Annotated in this window: 13 protein-coding genes; 5 read left to right on the top strand and 8 right to left on the bottom strand. The window is 32.0% G+C overall.

Annotated elements, in window-relative coordinates:
• Positions 1–163: 163 nt before the first annotated feature.
• The gene (locus H2650_RS07330) at positions 164–622 is read left to right on the top strand and encodes an RNA methyltransferase (protein WP_188050139.1); all 459 of its coding nucleotides are present in this window, start codon (positions 164–166) and stop codon (positions 620–622) included.
• Positions 623–705: 83 nt separating this feature from the next.
• Here H2650_RS07330 and asnB (H2650_RS07325) read toward each other — a convergent pair whose 3' ends face one another.
• The 4 genes from asnB (H2650_RS07325) to H2650_RS07310 all read right to left on the bottom strand — a co-directional run bounded on the left by asnB (H2650_RS07325) (position 706) and on the right by H2650_RS07310 (position 6,593).
• Positions 706–2,307: an asparagine synthase B gene (gene asnB / locus H2650_RS07325; RefSeq protein WP_188050285.1), complete on the bottom strand. Its 1,602-nt coding sequence runs from the start codon at positions 2,305–2,307 to the stop codon at positions 706–708.
• Between the two features lie 309 nt (positions 2,308–2,616).
• Positions 2,617–4,293, bottom strand: coding sequence for an asparagine synthase B (gene asnB / locus H2650_RS07320; RefSeq protein WP_188050138.1), 1,677 nt, complete (start codon positions 4,291–4,293; stop codon positions 2,617–2,619).
• A gap of 189 nt (positions 4,294–4,482) precedes the next feature.
• The gene (locus H2650_RS07315; protein ID WP_188050137.1) at positions 4,483–6,108 is read right to left on the bottom strand and encodes an amidohydrolase; all 1,626 of its coding nucleotides are present in this window, start codon (positions 6,106–6,108) and stop codon (positions 4,483–4,485) included.
• Positions 6,109–6,143: 35 nt separating this feature from the next.
• On the bottom strand, positions 6,144–6,593 hold the full coding sequence (locus H2650_RS07310; protein ID WP_188050136.1) for a hypothetical protein: 450 nt from the start codon (positions 6,591–6,593) through the stop codon (positions 6,144–6,146).
• Positions 6,594–6,782: 189 nt separating this feature from the next.
• On the opposite strand from H2650_RS07310, the gene H2650_RS07305 reads away from it, so the two are divergent.
• Complete coding sequence (locus tag H2650_RS07305) at positions 6,783–7,328, top strand: DUF2911 domain-containing protein (protein WP_188050135.1); 546 nt, start codon at positions 6,783–6,785, stop codon at positions 7,326–7,328.
• A 75-nt stretch (positions 7,329–7,403) separates the two neighbouring features.
• Here H2650_RS07305 and H2650_RS07300 read toward each other — a convergent pair whose 3' ends face one another.
• The 3 genes from H2650_RS07300 to H2650_RS07290 all read right to left on the bottom strand — a co-directional run bounded on the left by H2650_RS07300 (position 7,404) and on the right by H2650_RS07290 (position 13,199).
• Positions 7,404–9,212 (bottom strand): TonB-dependent receptor, encoded by a 1,809-nt coding sequence (locus H2650_RS07300; protein ID WP_255462808.1) that lies wholly within the window; start codon positions 9,210–9,212, stop codon positions 7,404–7,406.
• A 43-nt stretch (positions 9,213–9,255) separates the two neighbouring features.
• Positions 9,256–10,113, bottom strand: a complete 858-nt coding sequence (locus tag H2650_RS07295; protein WP_188050134.1) for a PhzF family phenazine biosynthesis protein — start codon at positions 10,111–10,113, stop codon at positions 9,256–9,258.
• Between the two features lie 71 nt (positions 10,114–10,184).
• The gene (locus H2650_RS07290) at positions 10,185–13,199 is read right to left on the bottom strand and encodes a tetratricopeptide repeat protein (protein ID WP_188050133.1); all 3,015 of its coding nucleotides are present in this window, start codon (positions 13,197–13,199) and stop codon (positions 10,185–10,187) included.
• A gap of 247 nt (positions 13,200–13,446) precedes the next feature.
• Between H2650_RS07290 and H2650_RS07285 the strand changes: the two genes are divergently transcribed.
• The 3 genes from H2650_RS07285 (at position 13,447) to H2650_RS07275 (ending at position 16,102) form a co-directional block, all read left to right on the top strand.
• Complete coding sequence (locus H2650_RS07285; RefSeq protein ID WP_188050132.1) at positions 13,447–14,133, top strand: cell division ATP-binding protein FtsE; 687 nt, start codon at positions 13,447–13,449, stop codon at positions 14,131–14,133.
• On the top strand, positions 14,133–15,050 hold the full coding sequence (locus tag H2650_RS07280; RefSeq protein WP_188050131.1) for a glycosyltransferase: 918 nt from the start codon (positions 14,133–14,135) through the stop codon (positions 15,048–15,050). The genes H2650_RS07285 and H2650_RS07280 overlap by 1 nt, the downstream gene beginning before the upstream one ends.
• Before the next feature lie 116 nt (positions 15,051–15,166).
• Positions 15,167–16,102, top strand: a complete 936-nt coding sequence (locus H2650_RS07275; RefSeq protein WP_188050130.1) for a glycosyltransferase family A protein — start codon at positions 15,167–15,169, stop codon at positions 16,100–16,102.
• On the opposite strand, the gene H2650_RS07270 is transcribed toward H2650_RS07275, so the two are convergent.
• Complete coding sequence (locus H2650_RS07270; RefSeq protein WP_188050129.1) at positions 16,089–16,493, bottom strand: FdtA/QdtA family cupin domain-containing protein; 405 nt, start codon at positions 16,491–16,493, stop codon at positions 16,089–16,091. The two genes, H2650_RS07275 and H2650_RS07270, sit on opposite strands and share 14 nt — an antisense overlap.

Below are 16,493 nucleotides of genomic sequence, written 5' to 3'. Positions count from 1 at the left end.
CGCAAATATATAAAAACGCAAACTAGATAACCGTTAAAATACCTTATTAAGCCTTTAAGTTATTAACATTTTATCAATTTGTTTTCACTAAATACCCGAAATTAAAGCTTTCTAATAAAATTAAAATTTTGACATTACAAATAACTGTTTGTATTTTTGCTACATGAATGATAACTTCACCACTGAATATTTCGGAATAGGCATACAAAACGGTAAAACTCCAGAAAATTTAGGCGTTCTATGGCGATCTGCACAAAACTTAGGCGCGAGTTATATTTTTACCATCGGAAATCGATATGCAAAGCAGGCTTGTGACACTCATAATGCTGTAAAATCTATGCCCTATTTTCATTATGAAAATTTTGAAGACTTTTACAGAAACCTACCTAAAGGAGCTCGTTTAGTAGGCGTTGAATTAGACGAAAACGCAGAAGATTTAGAAACTTTTGAACATCCAAGACGCTGTGTTTACTTGCTTGGCGCAGAAGATAATGGACTCACCAAACAAGCGATTGAAAAATGTCATTTTTTAGTAAAATTTAAATCCCAAAAAAGCTTAAATGTATCTGTAGCCGGGAGCATTGTTCTTTATGACAGAGGCATAAACAAACCTAGGTCTTAATAATCGATTGAGATTTAAAATATAAAAAAGCAATAAAAAAATCTTTAAATTAGACACAAGTCTACATACAAAACCAGATTGATTTATTTAGCTGTTGCAAGATCTGATTTTACGTGAGCTGCATTAGCTCTACCACTTGGATCTAGATTTTCTTGCCATTTCGGAATCCATTTTCTCACCGTTTGAGCAGCACTCGTTTGTGGAAAATGTTTATTAAAAATAGAACGATACAAATAAGCCTCCTTGGTGGTTGGTGCATTATATAGAAATTCAACTGCTGCTCCTGATAATTGCTCATCTGTAACTTGCGAAGAACAATACGTTATCAACTCATCAATCCAATTGTATCCTACGCCATCCGAAAACTGTTCTTTTTGCCTCCAAAGTACCTCTTGTGGCAAATAGGGATCTTCAGGAGTATCAAATGCTTTTCTTAAAATATATTTTTCTTTATCAGCGTAGGTTTTAGGCATTTTTTCTTCTGCCTTGATACGAATAGCCATATCCAAGAATGCTTTGTCTAAAAAAGGCACTCTTGTTTCTATACCGTGAGCCATAGTCGCTTTATCCGCTCTTAAAAGATCAGCAGTAAATAATTTCTGAACTCTTTCTATTGTTTCTTTTTGAAAATCTATTGCTGTTGGCGCATTTCTAAAATACAAATATCCTCCAAAAATTTCATCGGCTCCTTCGCCAGAAAGCACTACTTTTATTCCTAAATCCGCAATAGCTTTTGACAAAAAATACATAGGAACACTAGCGCGAATAGACGTTACGTCATAGGTTTCTAGATGCCAAATTAATTTATCCAAGATTTCTATTCCTTCTTGCACAGAGAAATAAACCTCATGATGTTCTGTACCTAAAAAATCAGCTACTTTTCTGGCTGCCTTTACATCCGGCGCTTCAGCATCTAATCCTATTGAAAAAGATTGTAATTTTTTTCCCGATTCCGCTAATAATCTCGAAGCAATTGCTGATGTAAGTGATGAGTCTAATCCTCCTGAAAGCAAAACTCCTACCGGAACATCACTCATTAAACGCTTTCGAGTAGCTTCGATGAGAGTTTCTCTAATAAGATTTAAATTTAAATCTTGATCAGCCTGTAAATAATCTTCATAATCCGGTTTGTAATATTTTACGAAACCGGTTTTTGGTGTATAATAATGTCCTGGAGGAAAGGTCGAAAATCTTTTACAGTGATCTGCAATCGGTTTCATTTCAGAAGAAAAATAAATTCGCCCTCTTTCATCTAAACCATAATACAAAGGTTTGACACCCAAAGGATCTCTGCCGGCAATAAAATCATTACCATCAACTACTACAAATGCCCAATCACCATCTAACATGTTGCAGAAATCATATCCAAATTTTTCATATAAATGAACAATTACTTCAGAATCTGACTTAGTTCTAAAAACATGGTCTTTTAAAACACCATCTCTTAATTGCTGGTGATTGTATATTTCGCCATTATGAACCATATATGCTTTTCCAGAACCTTTTATGGGTTGTTTTCCGGATTGCAAATCAATAATAGACAAACGTTCATGACTTAATACGTGTCCGTTTTCTGTAATATAAATATCACTTTCGTCTGGCCCGCGATGTGACATTCGTTTGGAAAGTTCTTTAACAAGTTCCCCATCTTTTCCTTTCCCAATAACTACTAAAATTCCACACATAATTAAATCTTTATTAATAACTCCACTTATTTTTATCACACAAATATGCATTATCAACTACAATAACCAAATACAAATACTTATTTTACTTATAATTAACAATTAAAATCATAAATATAAGTGAAAAATGAAATTAACAATGCTAGATTCTTTTTATCATTTAAACTTGAAACTTTTATCACAAACATTATTTACTAAAACGAAAGAAATATAAATGTAATTATTAATATATATTGAAGAAATTATTTTAATAAAAAAAACGCTCCCATTAAGGAAAGCGTTTTCTAAATTATATATTTCAAAAGTAAATTATGCTTTTGCATAAGCATCATCATGCACACTGGCAACCGCTCTCCCAGAAGGATCATTCATATTTTTGAAAGCTTCATCCCATTCTAAAGCGATTTTCGTACTACAAGCAACACTTGCTTCCTGAGGTACACATAAAGCAGCGGCATCACTTGGAAAATGTTCTGCAAAAATAGAACGATAGTAATATTCTTCTTTAGAAGTTGGTGTTTGTAATGGGAATTTATATTTCGCATTGGCTAATTGCTCATCAGACACTTCCTTAGCTACCACTTCTTTTAAAGTATCTATCCAACTATAGCCAACTCCGTCACTAAATTGCTCTTTTTGTCTCCATGCCACACTTGGTGGCAACATATCTTCAAATGCTTTACGAACTACCCATTTTTCCATGGGATGTTCTTTGTTGATCATTTTATCTTGTGGATTGATACGCATCGCTAAATCCATAAATTCTTTATCTAAAAACGGAACACGCCCTTCTATTCCCCAAGCTGCTAAACTTTTATTCGCACGCAAACAGTCGTACATGTGCAGTTTTCCTAATTTACGTACGTTTTCTTCGTGAAATTCCCTTGCATTGGGCGCTTTATGAAAATAAAGATAACCTCCAAACAATTCGTCTGCTCCTTCGCCTGAAAGAACCATTTTGATTCCCATTGATTTAATAACTCTTGCCATTAACCACATAGGAGTTGACGCTCTAACAGTAGTCACATCGTAAGTTTCTAAGTTGTAAATTACATCTCGAATGGCATCTAAACCTTCTTGAATTGTAAATTTAATTTCGTGGTGAATGGTGCCAATATGATCAGCAACTATTTGAGCTGCCGCTAAATCAGGCGAGCCATCTAATCCTACAGAAAAAGAGTGCAATTGTGGATACCAAGCATCAGCAACATCACCTGATTCTATACGTTTTTGGGCATATTTTTTGGCTACAGCCGAAGTAATAGAAGAATCTAAACCACCTGAAAGTAAAACACCGTAAGGCACATCGCTCATCAACTGTCTGTGAACAGCGGCCTCAAGCGCTACTTTAATATCTGAAATATTAGTTTCGTTATCTTTTACAGCATCATAATCAACCCATTCTCTTTTGTACCATTGTACAAATTCTCCGTCTTTGCTTGACATATAATGTCCCGGAGGAAACAATTCTATTTTAGTACAATAGCCTTCTAACGCCTTCAACTCTGAAGCTACATAAAAAGTTCCGTGTTGGTCCCAACCAATATACAATGGTATAATTCCCATGTGATCACGCGCCACAAAGTATTCATCTTTATCAACATCATAAATAGCAAATCCGAAGATACCATTCATCTCATCTATAAAATGAGGTCCTTTTTCTTTATAAAGTGCCAAAATAACTTCGCAGTCACTTTCGGTCTGAAAGTTGTATTTCCCTTCAAATTGTTTGCGCAATTCTCTGTGGTTATAAATTTCACCATTGGCAGCTAAAACTAGTTTGCCATCTTCACTTAACAAAGGTTGTTTGCCAGAAGCTGGATCAACAATTGCCAATCGTTCGTGAGATAAAATTGCTTTATCATTGCTAAAAACTCCACTCCAGTCTGGTCCGCGATGGCGAATAATTTTAGACATCTCTAACACTTGGGGTCTTAAGGTTTCTGCTTTTTGTTTTAAATCGAAGGCACATACTATTCCGCACATAACTATATATTTTTAAATGTTTTATTTATTTTGATAAGGCAAAGATGCAATTACACTTATAATTACAAAACACAAATACCTATTTCAGTTATAAATTGAAACAAAAAATACTAATTAACGCAGTATATATAATTTACAACCTACGAAAACGCCTCTGCAAATTATAAATTATCATTTTTAACAATTTATCTAGTTTACTTTAGCTCCTTTTAAGTAAGTTGCTTTAGGAAGTATTTTAACAATTTGATCTTCATTTACTTTCATTAAATCCTTATCGAAAATTACAAAATCAGCCCACTTTCCTACTTCTAAGCTTCCTTTTTCTTTTTCTTGAAAGTTTGAATAAGCAGCCCATATTGTCATCCCTTTTAATGTTTCTTCTCTGCTCAGAGCGTTTTCTATTTGGAATCCTCCTTTAGGATAATTTTTGCTGTCTTTTCTAGCTACAGCTGCATGAAAGGTCAGCATAGGATTTACTTGTTCTACAGGAAAATCAGTTCCTAATGCTATAATTCCTGCTTTTTGCAACAATTTTTTATAAGCATAAGCATTCTTTAATCGCTCTTTACCTAGTCTTTCTCCCGCCCAATACATATCAGAGGTAGCATGAGTAGGTTGTACTGAAGGAATAATACCTAATTTAAAATAATCAAAATCTTGCTCTCTTATAATCTGAGCGTGTTCAATTTTCCAACGGCGGTCTTTTTTTCCTCTCAAAACTTCTTTATAAATTTTCAATAAAACAGTATTGGCAGAATCTCCTATCGCGTGCGAATTCAATTGAAAATCTGATGCTGCAATTTGTTTTGCAATTCCTTTTAACTCTGAAGGCGAAGATAATAGAGCACCATATTGTTTAGCCATATCCGAATATTCTTTATGAAGACAAGCGCCACGAGAACCTAAAGCACCATCACCAAAAAGCTTAAAAGAACGCACATCTAAAGAATTGGTTTTGTAAATTCCTTTTTTCAAATACAGATCAATATTTTTTTGATTGGCAGAAATCATGGCATAAACATTAATTTTCAAAACCTTTACTTTTTGTAAACTATCAATCAAGTGAATAACATCAGGGTCTAAACCGGCATCATTCACGGTAGTTAATCCATAATGAAACATGTTTTTTTCAGCATCTACTAAAGCTGCAATTTGAGTTTTACGATTTGGTTTTGGTATTATTTTAAAAACCAAATCCATGGGATTATCGATTAAAATACCAGTTGGTTCTCCATTTTTAATTTCAATTTGACCACCCACTGCTTTCGTATCTTTAGTAATTCCTGCCAATTTTAATACTTTACTATTCACAATTATAGCATGCCCATCAATTCTATTTAATACTACAGGAATATCAGGGAATTCTGCGTCTAACTCTTCTTTTGTAGGAAATTGTTTTTCTACCCAATTGTTTTGGTCCCAGCCATTACCAACAATAAAGTCTGATTTTTTTACTTTTTGAAAAGCCTTTATGCGAGCAATGACTTCTTTCATACTTCGAGTACCTCGCAAATCTACTTCTTGTAAACTTAAACCAAAACCATAAAAATGACAATGGGCATCTATTAGTCCTGGATAAATAAACTTTCCTTTTGCATCAATTGTATTTTTAGATTCATACACGTTTTGAATTTCAGAGTCCGTTCCAATGGCTACAATTTTCCCTTCACTAATTGCCATCGCTGTAGCGGTACTAAACGTTTTATCAACGGTATAAATTGTGGCATGTGTAATTATGGTATCTACAGTTTTTTTTTGGTTTTGATTACAAGAAAAAACTAAAAATAAAGAAAGAAGTAGTGTAATTTGTTTCATTGATTTGATTTTTTTGAGTTTAAAAAATAAGGAACTTATGCTATTTCTTGTATCGTGTATTTTGTATTATTTATTTCAAATTCAAAACCAACCTTATTCCCCATCAGATGTTTTCCTAGCGGAGATTGAGGTGATAGCGCAATAACATTGATTCCGTCAATAGTGATTTTTGGTAAAGCCAAACTAAGATACAAGTAAATTCCGTTGGCTTTGACTAAACTTCCAACAATAATATTTTCAGCAATAGTTAGCGCATCTATTTTGTCTAAAACTGATTTTTGAGTGAGTACTTCTCGTAATTTAGAATTAAGTTTTTCTTGTTCGATATGCATCATAGACAAAGCTGTTTCGTGTTTATCTCCAGCAGAACCTTTAGCGTCATTTTTAGAATCTTCCGTTAATGCTGCAATCATGTCTCTAAAAGCATCTATTTTGTCTTGTACCAATTGTACATAATAATTATAAATTTTTTGTTTGAATGTCATATTTTTTACATTAAAATTTTAATACAAATCAAGAACTATCGGATTTTTTTTCTCTTCTTAACTCTAAAAAACAAAGTTAGCCTATTATTTGAGAGGTACACAATTTTTCTAAAACCGAGTCTGCTTCATTATGAAACTTGAATAAGAATCTCTAACTTTACAAATAACTATTAACTTATCAAAAAGACTATGAGAAAATCTAGAATTATTGCCTCGGCAATCTGCGCACTTATGATGCTTTTATCTAATTCTATAAATGCACAAAAATTTCCAGACTTAGACAAAAGCCCTCTGGATGCTGCTTGGTTCCCTAATGATTACAAAGATGCAAACAAAACTGTAAGAGTGCTATACAGCCGTCCTCAACTAAAAGGACGTAGTCTTAGCGAACTAGCTCCTAATGGAAAAGTATGGAGAACGGGAGCTAACGAAGCTGCTGAAATAAACTTTTACACAGATATGTATCTTGGAAAAACTAAAATAAAAGCGGGAGTTTATACTCTTTATACGATTCCAGGTGAAAAAGAATGGACCGTGATTATAAATAAAGACAAAAATGTTTGGGGTGCCTATACCTACAATGCAAAAAATGATGTCGCTCGGTTAAACATTCCTGTAACAATAGCAGATGATTATATTGATGCATTTGCCATGGTTTTTACTAAAACGGATAAAGAGATCGTACTTAATTTAGGATGGGACAAAATGAGAGTCGCTATTCCTTTTACAAAATAAATAGTACTCTAAAACAAAACAGGCTACCCAAAAGGTAGCCTGTTTTGTTTTTATGCTGTTTAAAAAATAATTACTCTAAAAATCAAATTTATAATTAGCACCCAAAACCAATTGAAATCCTTGTACAGGATAATTTTGCCATTTTTGGTAACCACTATTTGTAATGTTATTTGCTCTAATAAATCCTGTTAATCGATCACTATAATTGTACCCTAAATTAGCATTTAAATCAAAGTAAGATTTTAAAGTTACAATACCTTCCTTATACATTGGTTGAAAATCTATTACTGTAAAATCTTTTCTCTCTCCAACATAAAAAACATTTACACCAGCGAACCATTTTTTAGTAATATTAAAATCAAGATTTGAATTTACTTTTACTGTTGGCAAATTCCAAGCTTCATTCTGTGAAGCATTTTTAAAACTGCTAAAACTTCCGTTGACACCAAAGGTCACATTATCTGAAAAATCAGCTTTCAATTCGCCATAAAAACGCAAAGTTCTCATGTCATCATAAACTACCTGAAAGGAGTTTCCATATTCATAATTTTCATTACTTGGGTTTTCATCATGAATATTACTTTTAAACAACGCTTTATTTCTCTCGTTTGTATAAGAACCTCTAACATTGTAACTAACATTATTAGATAATTTACCTTTTAACCCTGCAAAAATATCATATTGCTGGTCTGTAGGGGCAACAAATAATGTTGGTGATAAAAACGGATTTACACCCACAAAATCTTGATATGAATTTTGTTTTAAATCTCCTTCAGCCCCTGCATAAAAAATCATTAAATCTCCCACGACTTTATAGGAAGCATTGAACTTTGGATATACTAAAAACTTATTATTACTATTTTGATTATCTAGGCTGTAAAAAATAGCAGCACCAATGGTAAGTGTCCAGTCTTGTTCTAGCATTACAAAACTTGGAGAAACTCCAAAATTAGTAAAACCATATTTTAAAGGCTGTACATTATTGAGGTAGTTTTTTTCAAAACTTCCACCAACATAATCCACAATAAAATCTGTCTTAACAGCACTATCCATTACATCAAAAGCTACCGTTGGCTTAATAAAAAATCTATTCTCGGAAGAATTAAATATATCTGTAAAATGATTGTACTTCAAGCTTACTTTATTTACAATACCGTCACTAAACGCAACATTACCACCTAATGAAATAGTAGTGTAAGCTTGTTTTGGATCAATACTGTTTATCAGACTTCTTCTATCATCCAACGAAAGTGTATTAGCAAAATTAACTGGCAGTCCGTACCAATTATATATTTGGTTTTGCATTCCTAAATCTAAATTCCAAGATATATCTTTTTGATTCGAACCGTACATTAAATCGAGTGAAGTATCGTAAAATCGATCGTCTAATCGAGCTTCTTTAATGCCTCCTTGCGAAGAGTGATGTCTAAACATACCACCAACATAATCCGTATTACTCAGATCGTGGTTCACGAATAATTCTCCTATTAAAGTTCCGTAATTACCCAAACCTAAAGTAGCGTAATTCTTGAATAAGTGTGCTTGTTTTTCTTTTTCAACACCTTCTGCTTTTCCTTTTGATGGAGTAAATGTTGAAGCAACAGGAAAAGAAAAAATAGTATATTTTACCACTTCTTTCTTAGTATTCCCCTCATCATCTAACTCTCCCACTTCCTTCACTTTAGAAGCATCTGAAATTTTTGGAGTATAAGGTTTTACGACATTTACAGTTTCATTTCCAATCTGTTCTTTCTTTTGAGCAAATGAAAATTGAGAAATCAATAAAAATAAAATCCCTAATCCAACTCTACTTGAAATACAAGGTGCTAAAAATGTTAATGTATTATTTGGTACCATTTTAATTTTTAAATCTTTAAATGTCATCTTTTATTTTTTTTTATTTTAAGTATAATTTTTATACTTTATTTTAAACTTCCCATTCTCCCTTGGCAACAAATTTTGTTTTGCCGCCAATATTTATATCATACTGATTATCTGCTAAACTCCCCTTGAAATGAATCTGTGAAGGTCTATTAATAAAATCACCTTGATAATTGATGGTATTAATTTCTGATTGATGATACTTTAAAAGAAAAGCTTGCAAACAAGAGCTAGCACTTCCTGTGGCAGCATCCTCAATAAGTCTATTGTTCTCTACACACAGCATTCTGCTACTAATTTTATTATCTTCTACACAAAAAAAGTAAAATGCTCGGTGATCCGTTTGACAATTTTCACGCAACCATTTATCCATTTTGTCCTGATTAAGAACTAAATTTTTTAATGCTTGTATATTTCTAACTGGAACAAGTACAAATGCACTTCCTGTTGTTACTTCTTGAATAGGAAATTCTGTATTTAAATCAGCTGAACTTAAATTAGTAAATGACAGAAAATCCGTTGCTGAAAAGGTTGCTAGAAACTCCGGCTGTGCTGCTTGCAACCAAACTAAATCTTCTTCTTGTCGAACAGAAATGGAACCAACAGGAACCAAAACACTAATATCTTGACCACAGTTATCTATTATCTTATTCATCAGCAACCACGAAGTACCAATTATGGGATGACCCGCAAATTGCATTTCATGTTGTGGCGTAAAAATTCTAATCGTTGCTATTTCATCTTTTATAGCAGTAATAAAAGTACTCTCGGCAAAATTTGTTTCACGTGCAATCTGCAACATCTGAGCGTCAGTTAAACTCTCCGCATCTAAGAAAACGGCTAATTGATTTCCTTTATATTTTTCTTCTGCAAAAACATCTACTATGTAAAAAGGTATTGTCATTAGAGGATTATTTTGACTTTAATTAGGTTGAAACAAATACTAAATTTTAAACATCATCAATAGATTAGAAATTACTTTCCTACTGACGAATTCGTTTTAGATTCTTCTGTTTTAATAAAATCTAATGTTGTTTTAGCATCAGCAACCACATCAGAATAATCAGTAAAGTTTTTAATCACATTCTCTAATATATAAGTTGCCTGAAAACTATCTTTTAATCCGTAGAAATTTTTCGCCATTAAAACCAAGCCTTTTGCACCAAAATATTTATAACTAGAATAATTTTTAGCTAATTTTTGAACTGCTGTATTAGAGGCATCATAATTTCCTTCTTTATTTTTAAAATAAGCATCATAATACAAAGCCTCTGCCGCTAGTTCTCCTTTGGCAATAGTCATTAATTTAGCATAAGCTACTTTTGCTTTTGCTTCATCACCACTTTCTATAGCAGCTCTTGCAACAATAATTTGGGCATCACTTTTTACTTTATCATCGGTTTTAGGATTCGTCAAAACTTTTTCAGCATATAAGACTGATTTTGGATAATCCTTCATCGCATAATACGATTTCATCAAATTTGATTGTGCATACGTGACATTCTGCGCTACATCTCCTTCACTTTCTAAACGCAATAAAACAGGAATGGCTTTGTCTGTTTGTTTATTTTTTAGAAAAACTTGAGCTAATCGGGATAACGATTGTTCTGTAAATTCGGTAGTCGATTGCGCTATTACATATTCATAATAAGGAATTGCTTTACTTTCAGAACCTTCACCAAAATAAGATTGAGCTAGAAAATAATTCGCTTTTAAAGCATGAATTCCTTTAGGAAACTGATTGATATAACTGGTAAAGCCAGTAATTGCTTGTTTGACATTATTTTGCTGAAATTGTTTTTCGGCAGCTTCATAAGTATCATTATCGAGTTCAACATCTGTTACTGCAACAAAATCTAAAGTTCGAACCCAATTGGCATATTCGTCTACTCTACCGCTGTCTACATAAATCAAACGGGCTGTAGCAACAGCTTCTAAAGCTTCTGGTGTACGCGGAAAATTTGCCGCAACATTCTTGAATTTCAATAACGCTTGCTCATATTTATCAGTATTGTAATAAACTAATCCTTGACGCAAAACTGCTCTTGATGTAAAAGATCCTTTTTTAAATTCGACATTTAATCTTTCATAGGTTTTAATTGCCAAATCGTTTTTATTTTCAGCAACATAGGTATTAGCCAATTCAAAAAGTGCATCATCTTTGTACTCTGATTTTGGATATAACTGAATAAAGGAATTCAACTCCTCAATTTTTTTATCCACTTTTGACATAAATCCATAAGAAATAGCTTTTTGAAAATAAGCATAATCAGCATCAATACTTTTTGATTCTATTACCTTATTGTAAGCATCCACAGCTTGACTGTATTTTGAAGTTACAAAACGACAATCTGCCAAACGCAAATAAGAATCACTCAAACGAACTTTATCAGATGAGGATTTTTCGATCTGAGTTTGAAAATAATTTCCCGCCTGATCGTACTCTTTTAGTTTAAAATAAGTGTAAGCAATATTGTAATTGTAATTTCTAAATTCTGGTGTTTTTGAAGCTTGAGTTGATCCAGCAAACTGTTTGTAACTTAGTAAAGCTTCTTTAAAATCATTCAGAACATATTCCGTTTCTCCTTTCCAAAAAAGAGCTCTAGTTGTAAAAACAGGATCTTTTTGCTCTGTTGTAGCCTTAACAAACATCTTTAAAGCATCATTATAGTCACCATCATTATATAATTCTAATCCTCTGTAAAACAATACTTTTTGATAAGCTAATTTATTTTCTGCTGCTTTATTTTTTTCTAATAAAACGAGTGCTTCTTTATAATTTTTTGATGAAATATAAGAGTCAATTACTAATTTCTCCACCTCTGAACGATTGGCATTATTGGGATATTTAGTTAAAAAAGCTTGTAAGATTGAAGGCACACTTTGATACGAATTACCCAATTCATAACTCAGCTTTGCATAATTTAAAGCAGCGTCTTCTTGAATTGCTAAATCATAATCCATTTCGGATGCATTTTTAAAAGCATTTAATGCTTGTGGCTTTTTATCCGTATTTAAATAGCTTTCGGCTAAATGATAATAGGCATTTTGCGCAACAAAATCTTTTCCTCCAATGATTTTATTGAATTGAGAAATAGCATTCTCATACTCTTTTTGTTGGTAATAAGCATATCCTAACTGGTAATAATCGGTATTGTTCCATTTTCCTTTTTTACCTTTATAGGCTACTAAATAAGGAATGGAAGCATCATATTTTTTAAGATTAAAATAACTTTCCCCAATGATTTTATTTAATTCAGATTTTTCCATGGCGTTTGAGTTTGCCATCGCTTTTTGACCTAAATCTATTGCTTTCTGAAAATTACCCAATTTAAAATTCATATCTGCCTGATAATACGAAAGTTTCTCCTTGTATTTCTCCTCGCCCGAAACTTCATCAAAATACTTGGTTGCTTGCTTGTAATCGTCTCCTTCATAAGCCATAAAACCTAAGTAATATTTGGCTTGAGATCCATATTCCTTAGAGTTTACTACTTTATTAAAATAGGTAGTTGCCTCTTTTTTCTTTTTAGCGTTGAAGAAGCTATATCCTTTTTGAAAATTAAACTGATCTCGGTCACTAGAACTCAAACTGCTCTCATCTACTTTATCAAACCACTGTAGGGCTTGAGGATAATTACCTTGGCTAAAATGATAATGCGCTACCTCTATATAGGCTTGATTTTGCTTAACACTTGTTGGATAATCCGATACAAATCGCTCCATCAATTCATCAGCGTTAGACTGATTGGTACGAATGGCGCAATTTGCAGCATAATAGGCACAATCTGATTTTAATTCTTCGGTAGTTGCGGTTTCTTTTACTTTATCAAAAATTAATTGAGCCGAAGCATATTGTTGATCTTTGAACAAATAAACTGCTTTGTTAAAATCTTTTAATTCATGGGTATAAATAGTTGATTTTTGTGCCGAAACAGCAACGGTTATAATAAAACAAGAAAAGAAGTACAACCAGGAAAATTTACGCATTGTGATTTTATTTTAATAATTCAAATATATTATATTCCACACTCTATAACGAATCAAAATTAACTTTTATTATAATACCAAATTTTACAGATGGCTTTTTTGCGTTTTTAAGCATAGCATTCTTAGTATCAAATATCCTGCCTAACAAATAATACTTTTAATTTTTTAAATTCTACAGAATACAATAGAATTTATTTTGAATAGAACCGTTATCTTATTACTTTTACCCCATAAACAAAAGCAAATTATGTCACAATCCGTACTGTCTTTAAAAAATGTAACTATTTATCAAGAAGAAAAAACTGTTTTAACAGAAGTTAATCTGGAGGTAAATCATGGAGAATTCCTTTACATCATAGGAAAAACAGGTTCTGGAAAAAGTAGCTTAATGAAAACTTTGTACGCTGATTTAACTTTGACTGAAGGAGAAGGATCGATTGTCGGTTTTGATTTAGCCACCTTAAAAGAAAATGACATTCCTTTTTTAAGAAGAAAGATAGGCATTGTTTTTCAAGATTTTAAATTATTACCAGATCGCAATATTGATGACAACATGCTTTTTGTCCTAAAAGCAACAGGCTGGACAGATATTGAAGACATGCAAAATAAAATTGAAGAAGTTTTAAATAAAGTAGGAATGAGAGATTTTGGCAGAAAAATGCCACATCAGCTTTCCGGAGGAGAACAACAGCGTGTTGCTATTGCTCGTGCACTACTAAATGATCCCGAACTAATTCTTGCTGATGAACCTACAGGAAATCTTGACCCACAGACAAGTGTAGAAGTTTTAGAGGTTTTAAAGAAAATTAATGCCAATGGAAAAACCATTATTATGGCAACTCACGATTATGCTTTATTAATGAAATTTCCTTTCAAAACATTGAAATGTGAAGACTCTAAGATTTTTGAAGTGATACAGCAGAGAACAGCATAATGCTCTCCATTCTTATTCCGATATACAATTACAACGTTTATCCTTTAGTTCAGGAATTACATAAACAATGTTTGGAATGTGGAATAATTTTTGAAATTCTGTGTCAGGATGATGCCTCAAATTCACCACTAAATCAGATCAACGAAGCGGTAAATTCCTTAACCAATAGTTCTTTTGTTGCTTTAAAAAAAAACATTGCCCATCGTAAAAACAGAAATTCATTGGCTGCTAAAGCAAAATATGATTACTTGTTATTTATCGATGGCGACTCTATAATTATTTCCCCACATTACATTCAAACTTACATTTCTAATCTATGTAATTTTGAAGTTATCTATGGCGGAAGGATACATCCTAAAAAATGTCCAAGTAAAAATCAGAAATTACGATGGAAATACGGGCGATTTATTGAAGATAAAACAGCTATCAATAGATCAAAAAAGCCTTATCAGTCCATACTCTTTAACAATACGATTATTAAAAAATCATGTTTCGACAAAGTGAAATTTGATTCTGATTTAAAAAAATACGGTCACGATGATACCCAACTTTCCTATCAACTAAGTTTACTAAAAATAAGCGTCTTGCACATAGATAACCCAATTAAACATGGCGCAATTGATACCAATTTGGAATATATTATTAAAACGAAAGAATCGCTAGAAAATTTACTTTTACTATACGATGATCAAAAAATAGATCGTGATTTTGTACGATTAATAAAGCTGTATGTTTTTATAGAAAAAACTAAAGTAAAATTTATAATTACTAAAACATACTCCGTTTTCAGCAAATTCATTTTAAAGAATCTTATTGGAGAAAATCCCAATTTACTTGTATTTAATATTTTCCGAATAGGCTATTTGTGTTCCATTTCAAGCAAAAAACAAGGTAGTATTGGTGTTAGAAACGAATAATTTAATATTAATTCTTTTCTTGATTATAAAATACTCAACTTGATTAATTTACAAAAAAATCTCAATCAAAAGTCACTATAAAATCACCTATTTTTGTTGTCTTAATAAAAAAATAAATGCCTTTATTCTCCGTTGTAATTCCACTTTTTAACAAAGAAAATTTTATTCAAAATACTTTAAACAGTGTTTTGAATCAAACTTTTAATGATTACGAGATAATTATTATCAATGACGGATCGACTGATAAAAGTGAACAAATAGTTGAGGAATTCAATGATTCTAGGATTATTTATTTATCAAAATTAAACGAAGGCGTTTCGGCAGCAAGGAATTACGGAATTCAACATTCAAAAGGAAAATACATTGCATTTTTAGACGCTGATGATTTATGGTTACCATCTCATTTATCCGCATTAAAATCTCTTATTGACAGGCATCCAGAAGCTGGAATTTTTGCGTCACGCTATAAATTAATTTTCCAGAACCAAAGTATTTACACTCCGAATTATCAAAATATTAATGCGGAATACAGCGGAATTATAACTGATTATTTTGAATCGAGTTTGCATTATGCTGTTGCAACCTCCTCAAGCGTTGCTGTTCCTAAAAGCGTTTTTGAAAAAATAGGAAACTTTGATACTGCAATAAATATTGGAGAAGATATGGATATGTGGATAAGAATTGCATTAGAATATTCAGTAGTTATTGGCAACTCCGTTACTGTATCTTACTTGCATTTCGTAACGGATAGTTTATCTAAACAATCTATTTTTAATAAAAAAACAAAAGATTTTAGTTTTTATAAAGAAGCTGAAAAACAACATTCCACTCTTAAAAAATACCTAGATTTATATCGGATAGAATATGCGCTGCAATACAAAATGGCAAATAAAAAAAACATTGCCAAAAATTTATACCAACAGATTAATCCAGAAAACATCAGTTTAAAAAGTAAAATACTGTTTTACACACCCAGAATAATTTTAACTTTTCTCAAAAAAATCAAAATCATCTTGCGCAACAATGGTATAGAATTTTCTATCTATCACTAAATAATTTAGAGGCTATAAATTGATCAAAATCTCTGATATAATCATCTTCATCAAATACTGCCGAAGCGATTACTAAACAAACACTACCAGACGAAAAGTTATTGAGTTCTCTCCAAATTCCTTGATTTATTAACAACCCTTCAAAAGGTTTGTTTAATGTAATTGTTCGTTTTTCTTTTCCATCATTAAGTACCACATCAAAGCTGCCACTTAGCGCGATAAGAAACTCTTTTTGTGTTTTATGTGAATGTCCTCCGCGTTCTGCTGCACTTGGTACATCATATAAATAGTAAACTCGCTTCATTTCAAAAGGCAATACATCATGTTCAATAACAGATATATTTCCGCGATTATCTTCAATTTTTGGAATCGAAATAAATTCTACATTCAT

This window comes from Flavobacterium sp. GP15, assembly GCF_014281985.1.
In the GTDB taxonomy this organism is placed as follows: Bacteria; Bacteroidota; Bacteroidia; order Flavobacteriales; family Flavobacteriaceae; genus Flavobacterium; species Flavobacterium pygoscelis.
The sequence above is the reverse complement of the archived record's forward strand: the minus strand, read 5'-3'. Positions and strand labels throughout refer to the sequence as shown.

Excerpts from the sequence above, each read along its gene's own strand:
- H2650_RS07330 (WP_188050139.1), top strand. The coding sequence starts at position 164 with ATGAATGATAACTTCACCACTGAATATTTCGGAATAGGCATACAAAAC.
- asnB (WP_188050285.1), bottom strand. The coding sequence starts at position 2,307 with ATGTGTGGAATTTTAGTAGTTATTGGGAAAGGAAAAGATGGGGAACTT.
- asnB (WP_188050138.1), bottom strand. The coding sequence starts at position 4,293 with ATGTGCGGAATAGTATGTGCCTTCGATTTAAAACAAAAAGCAGAAACC.
- H2650_RS07315 (WP_188050137.1), bottom strand. The coding sequence starts at position 6,108 with ATGAAACAAATTACACTACTTCTTTCTTTATTTTTAGTTTTTTCTTGT.
- H2650_RS07310 (WP_188050136.1), bottom strand. The coding sequence starts at position 6,593 with ATGACATTCAAACAAAAAATTTATAATTATTATGTACAATTGGTACAA.
- H2650_RS07305 (WP_188050135.1), top strand. The coding sequence starts at position 6,783 with ATGAGAAAATCTAGAATTATTGCCTCGGCAATCTGCGCACTTATGATG.
- H2650_RS07300 (WP_255462808.1), bottom strand. The coding sequence starts at position 9,212 with ATGACATTTAAAGATTTAAAAATTAAAATGGTACCAAATAATACATTA.
- H2650_RS07295 (WP_188050134.1), bottom strand. The coding sequence starts at position 10,113 with ATGACAATACCTTTTTACATAGTAGATGTTTTTGCAGAAGAAAAATAT.
- H2650_RS07290 (WP_188050133.1), bottom strand. The coding sequence starts at position 13,199 with ATGCGTAAATTTTCCTGGTTGTACTTCTTTTCTTGTTTTATTATAACC.
- H2650_RS07285 (WP_188050132.1), top strand. The coding sequence starts at position 13,447 with ATGTCACAATCCGTACTGTCTTTAAAAAATGTAACTATTTATCAAGAA.
- H2650_RS07280 (WP_188050131.1), top strand. The coding sequence starts at position 14,133 with ATGCTCTCCATTCTTATTCCGATATACAATTACAACGTTTATCCTTTA.
- H2650_RS07275 (WP_188050130.1), top strand. The coding sequence starts at position 15,167 with ATGCCTTTATTCTCCGTTGTAATTCCACTTTTTAACAAAGAAAATTTT.
- H2650_RS07270 (WP_188050129.1), bottom strand. The coding sequence starts at position 16,493 with ATGAATGTAGAATTTATTTCGATTCCAAAAATTGAAGATAATCGCGGA.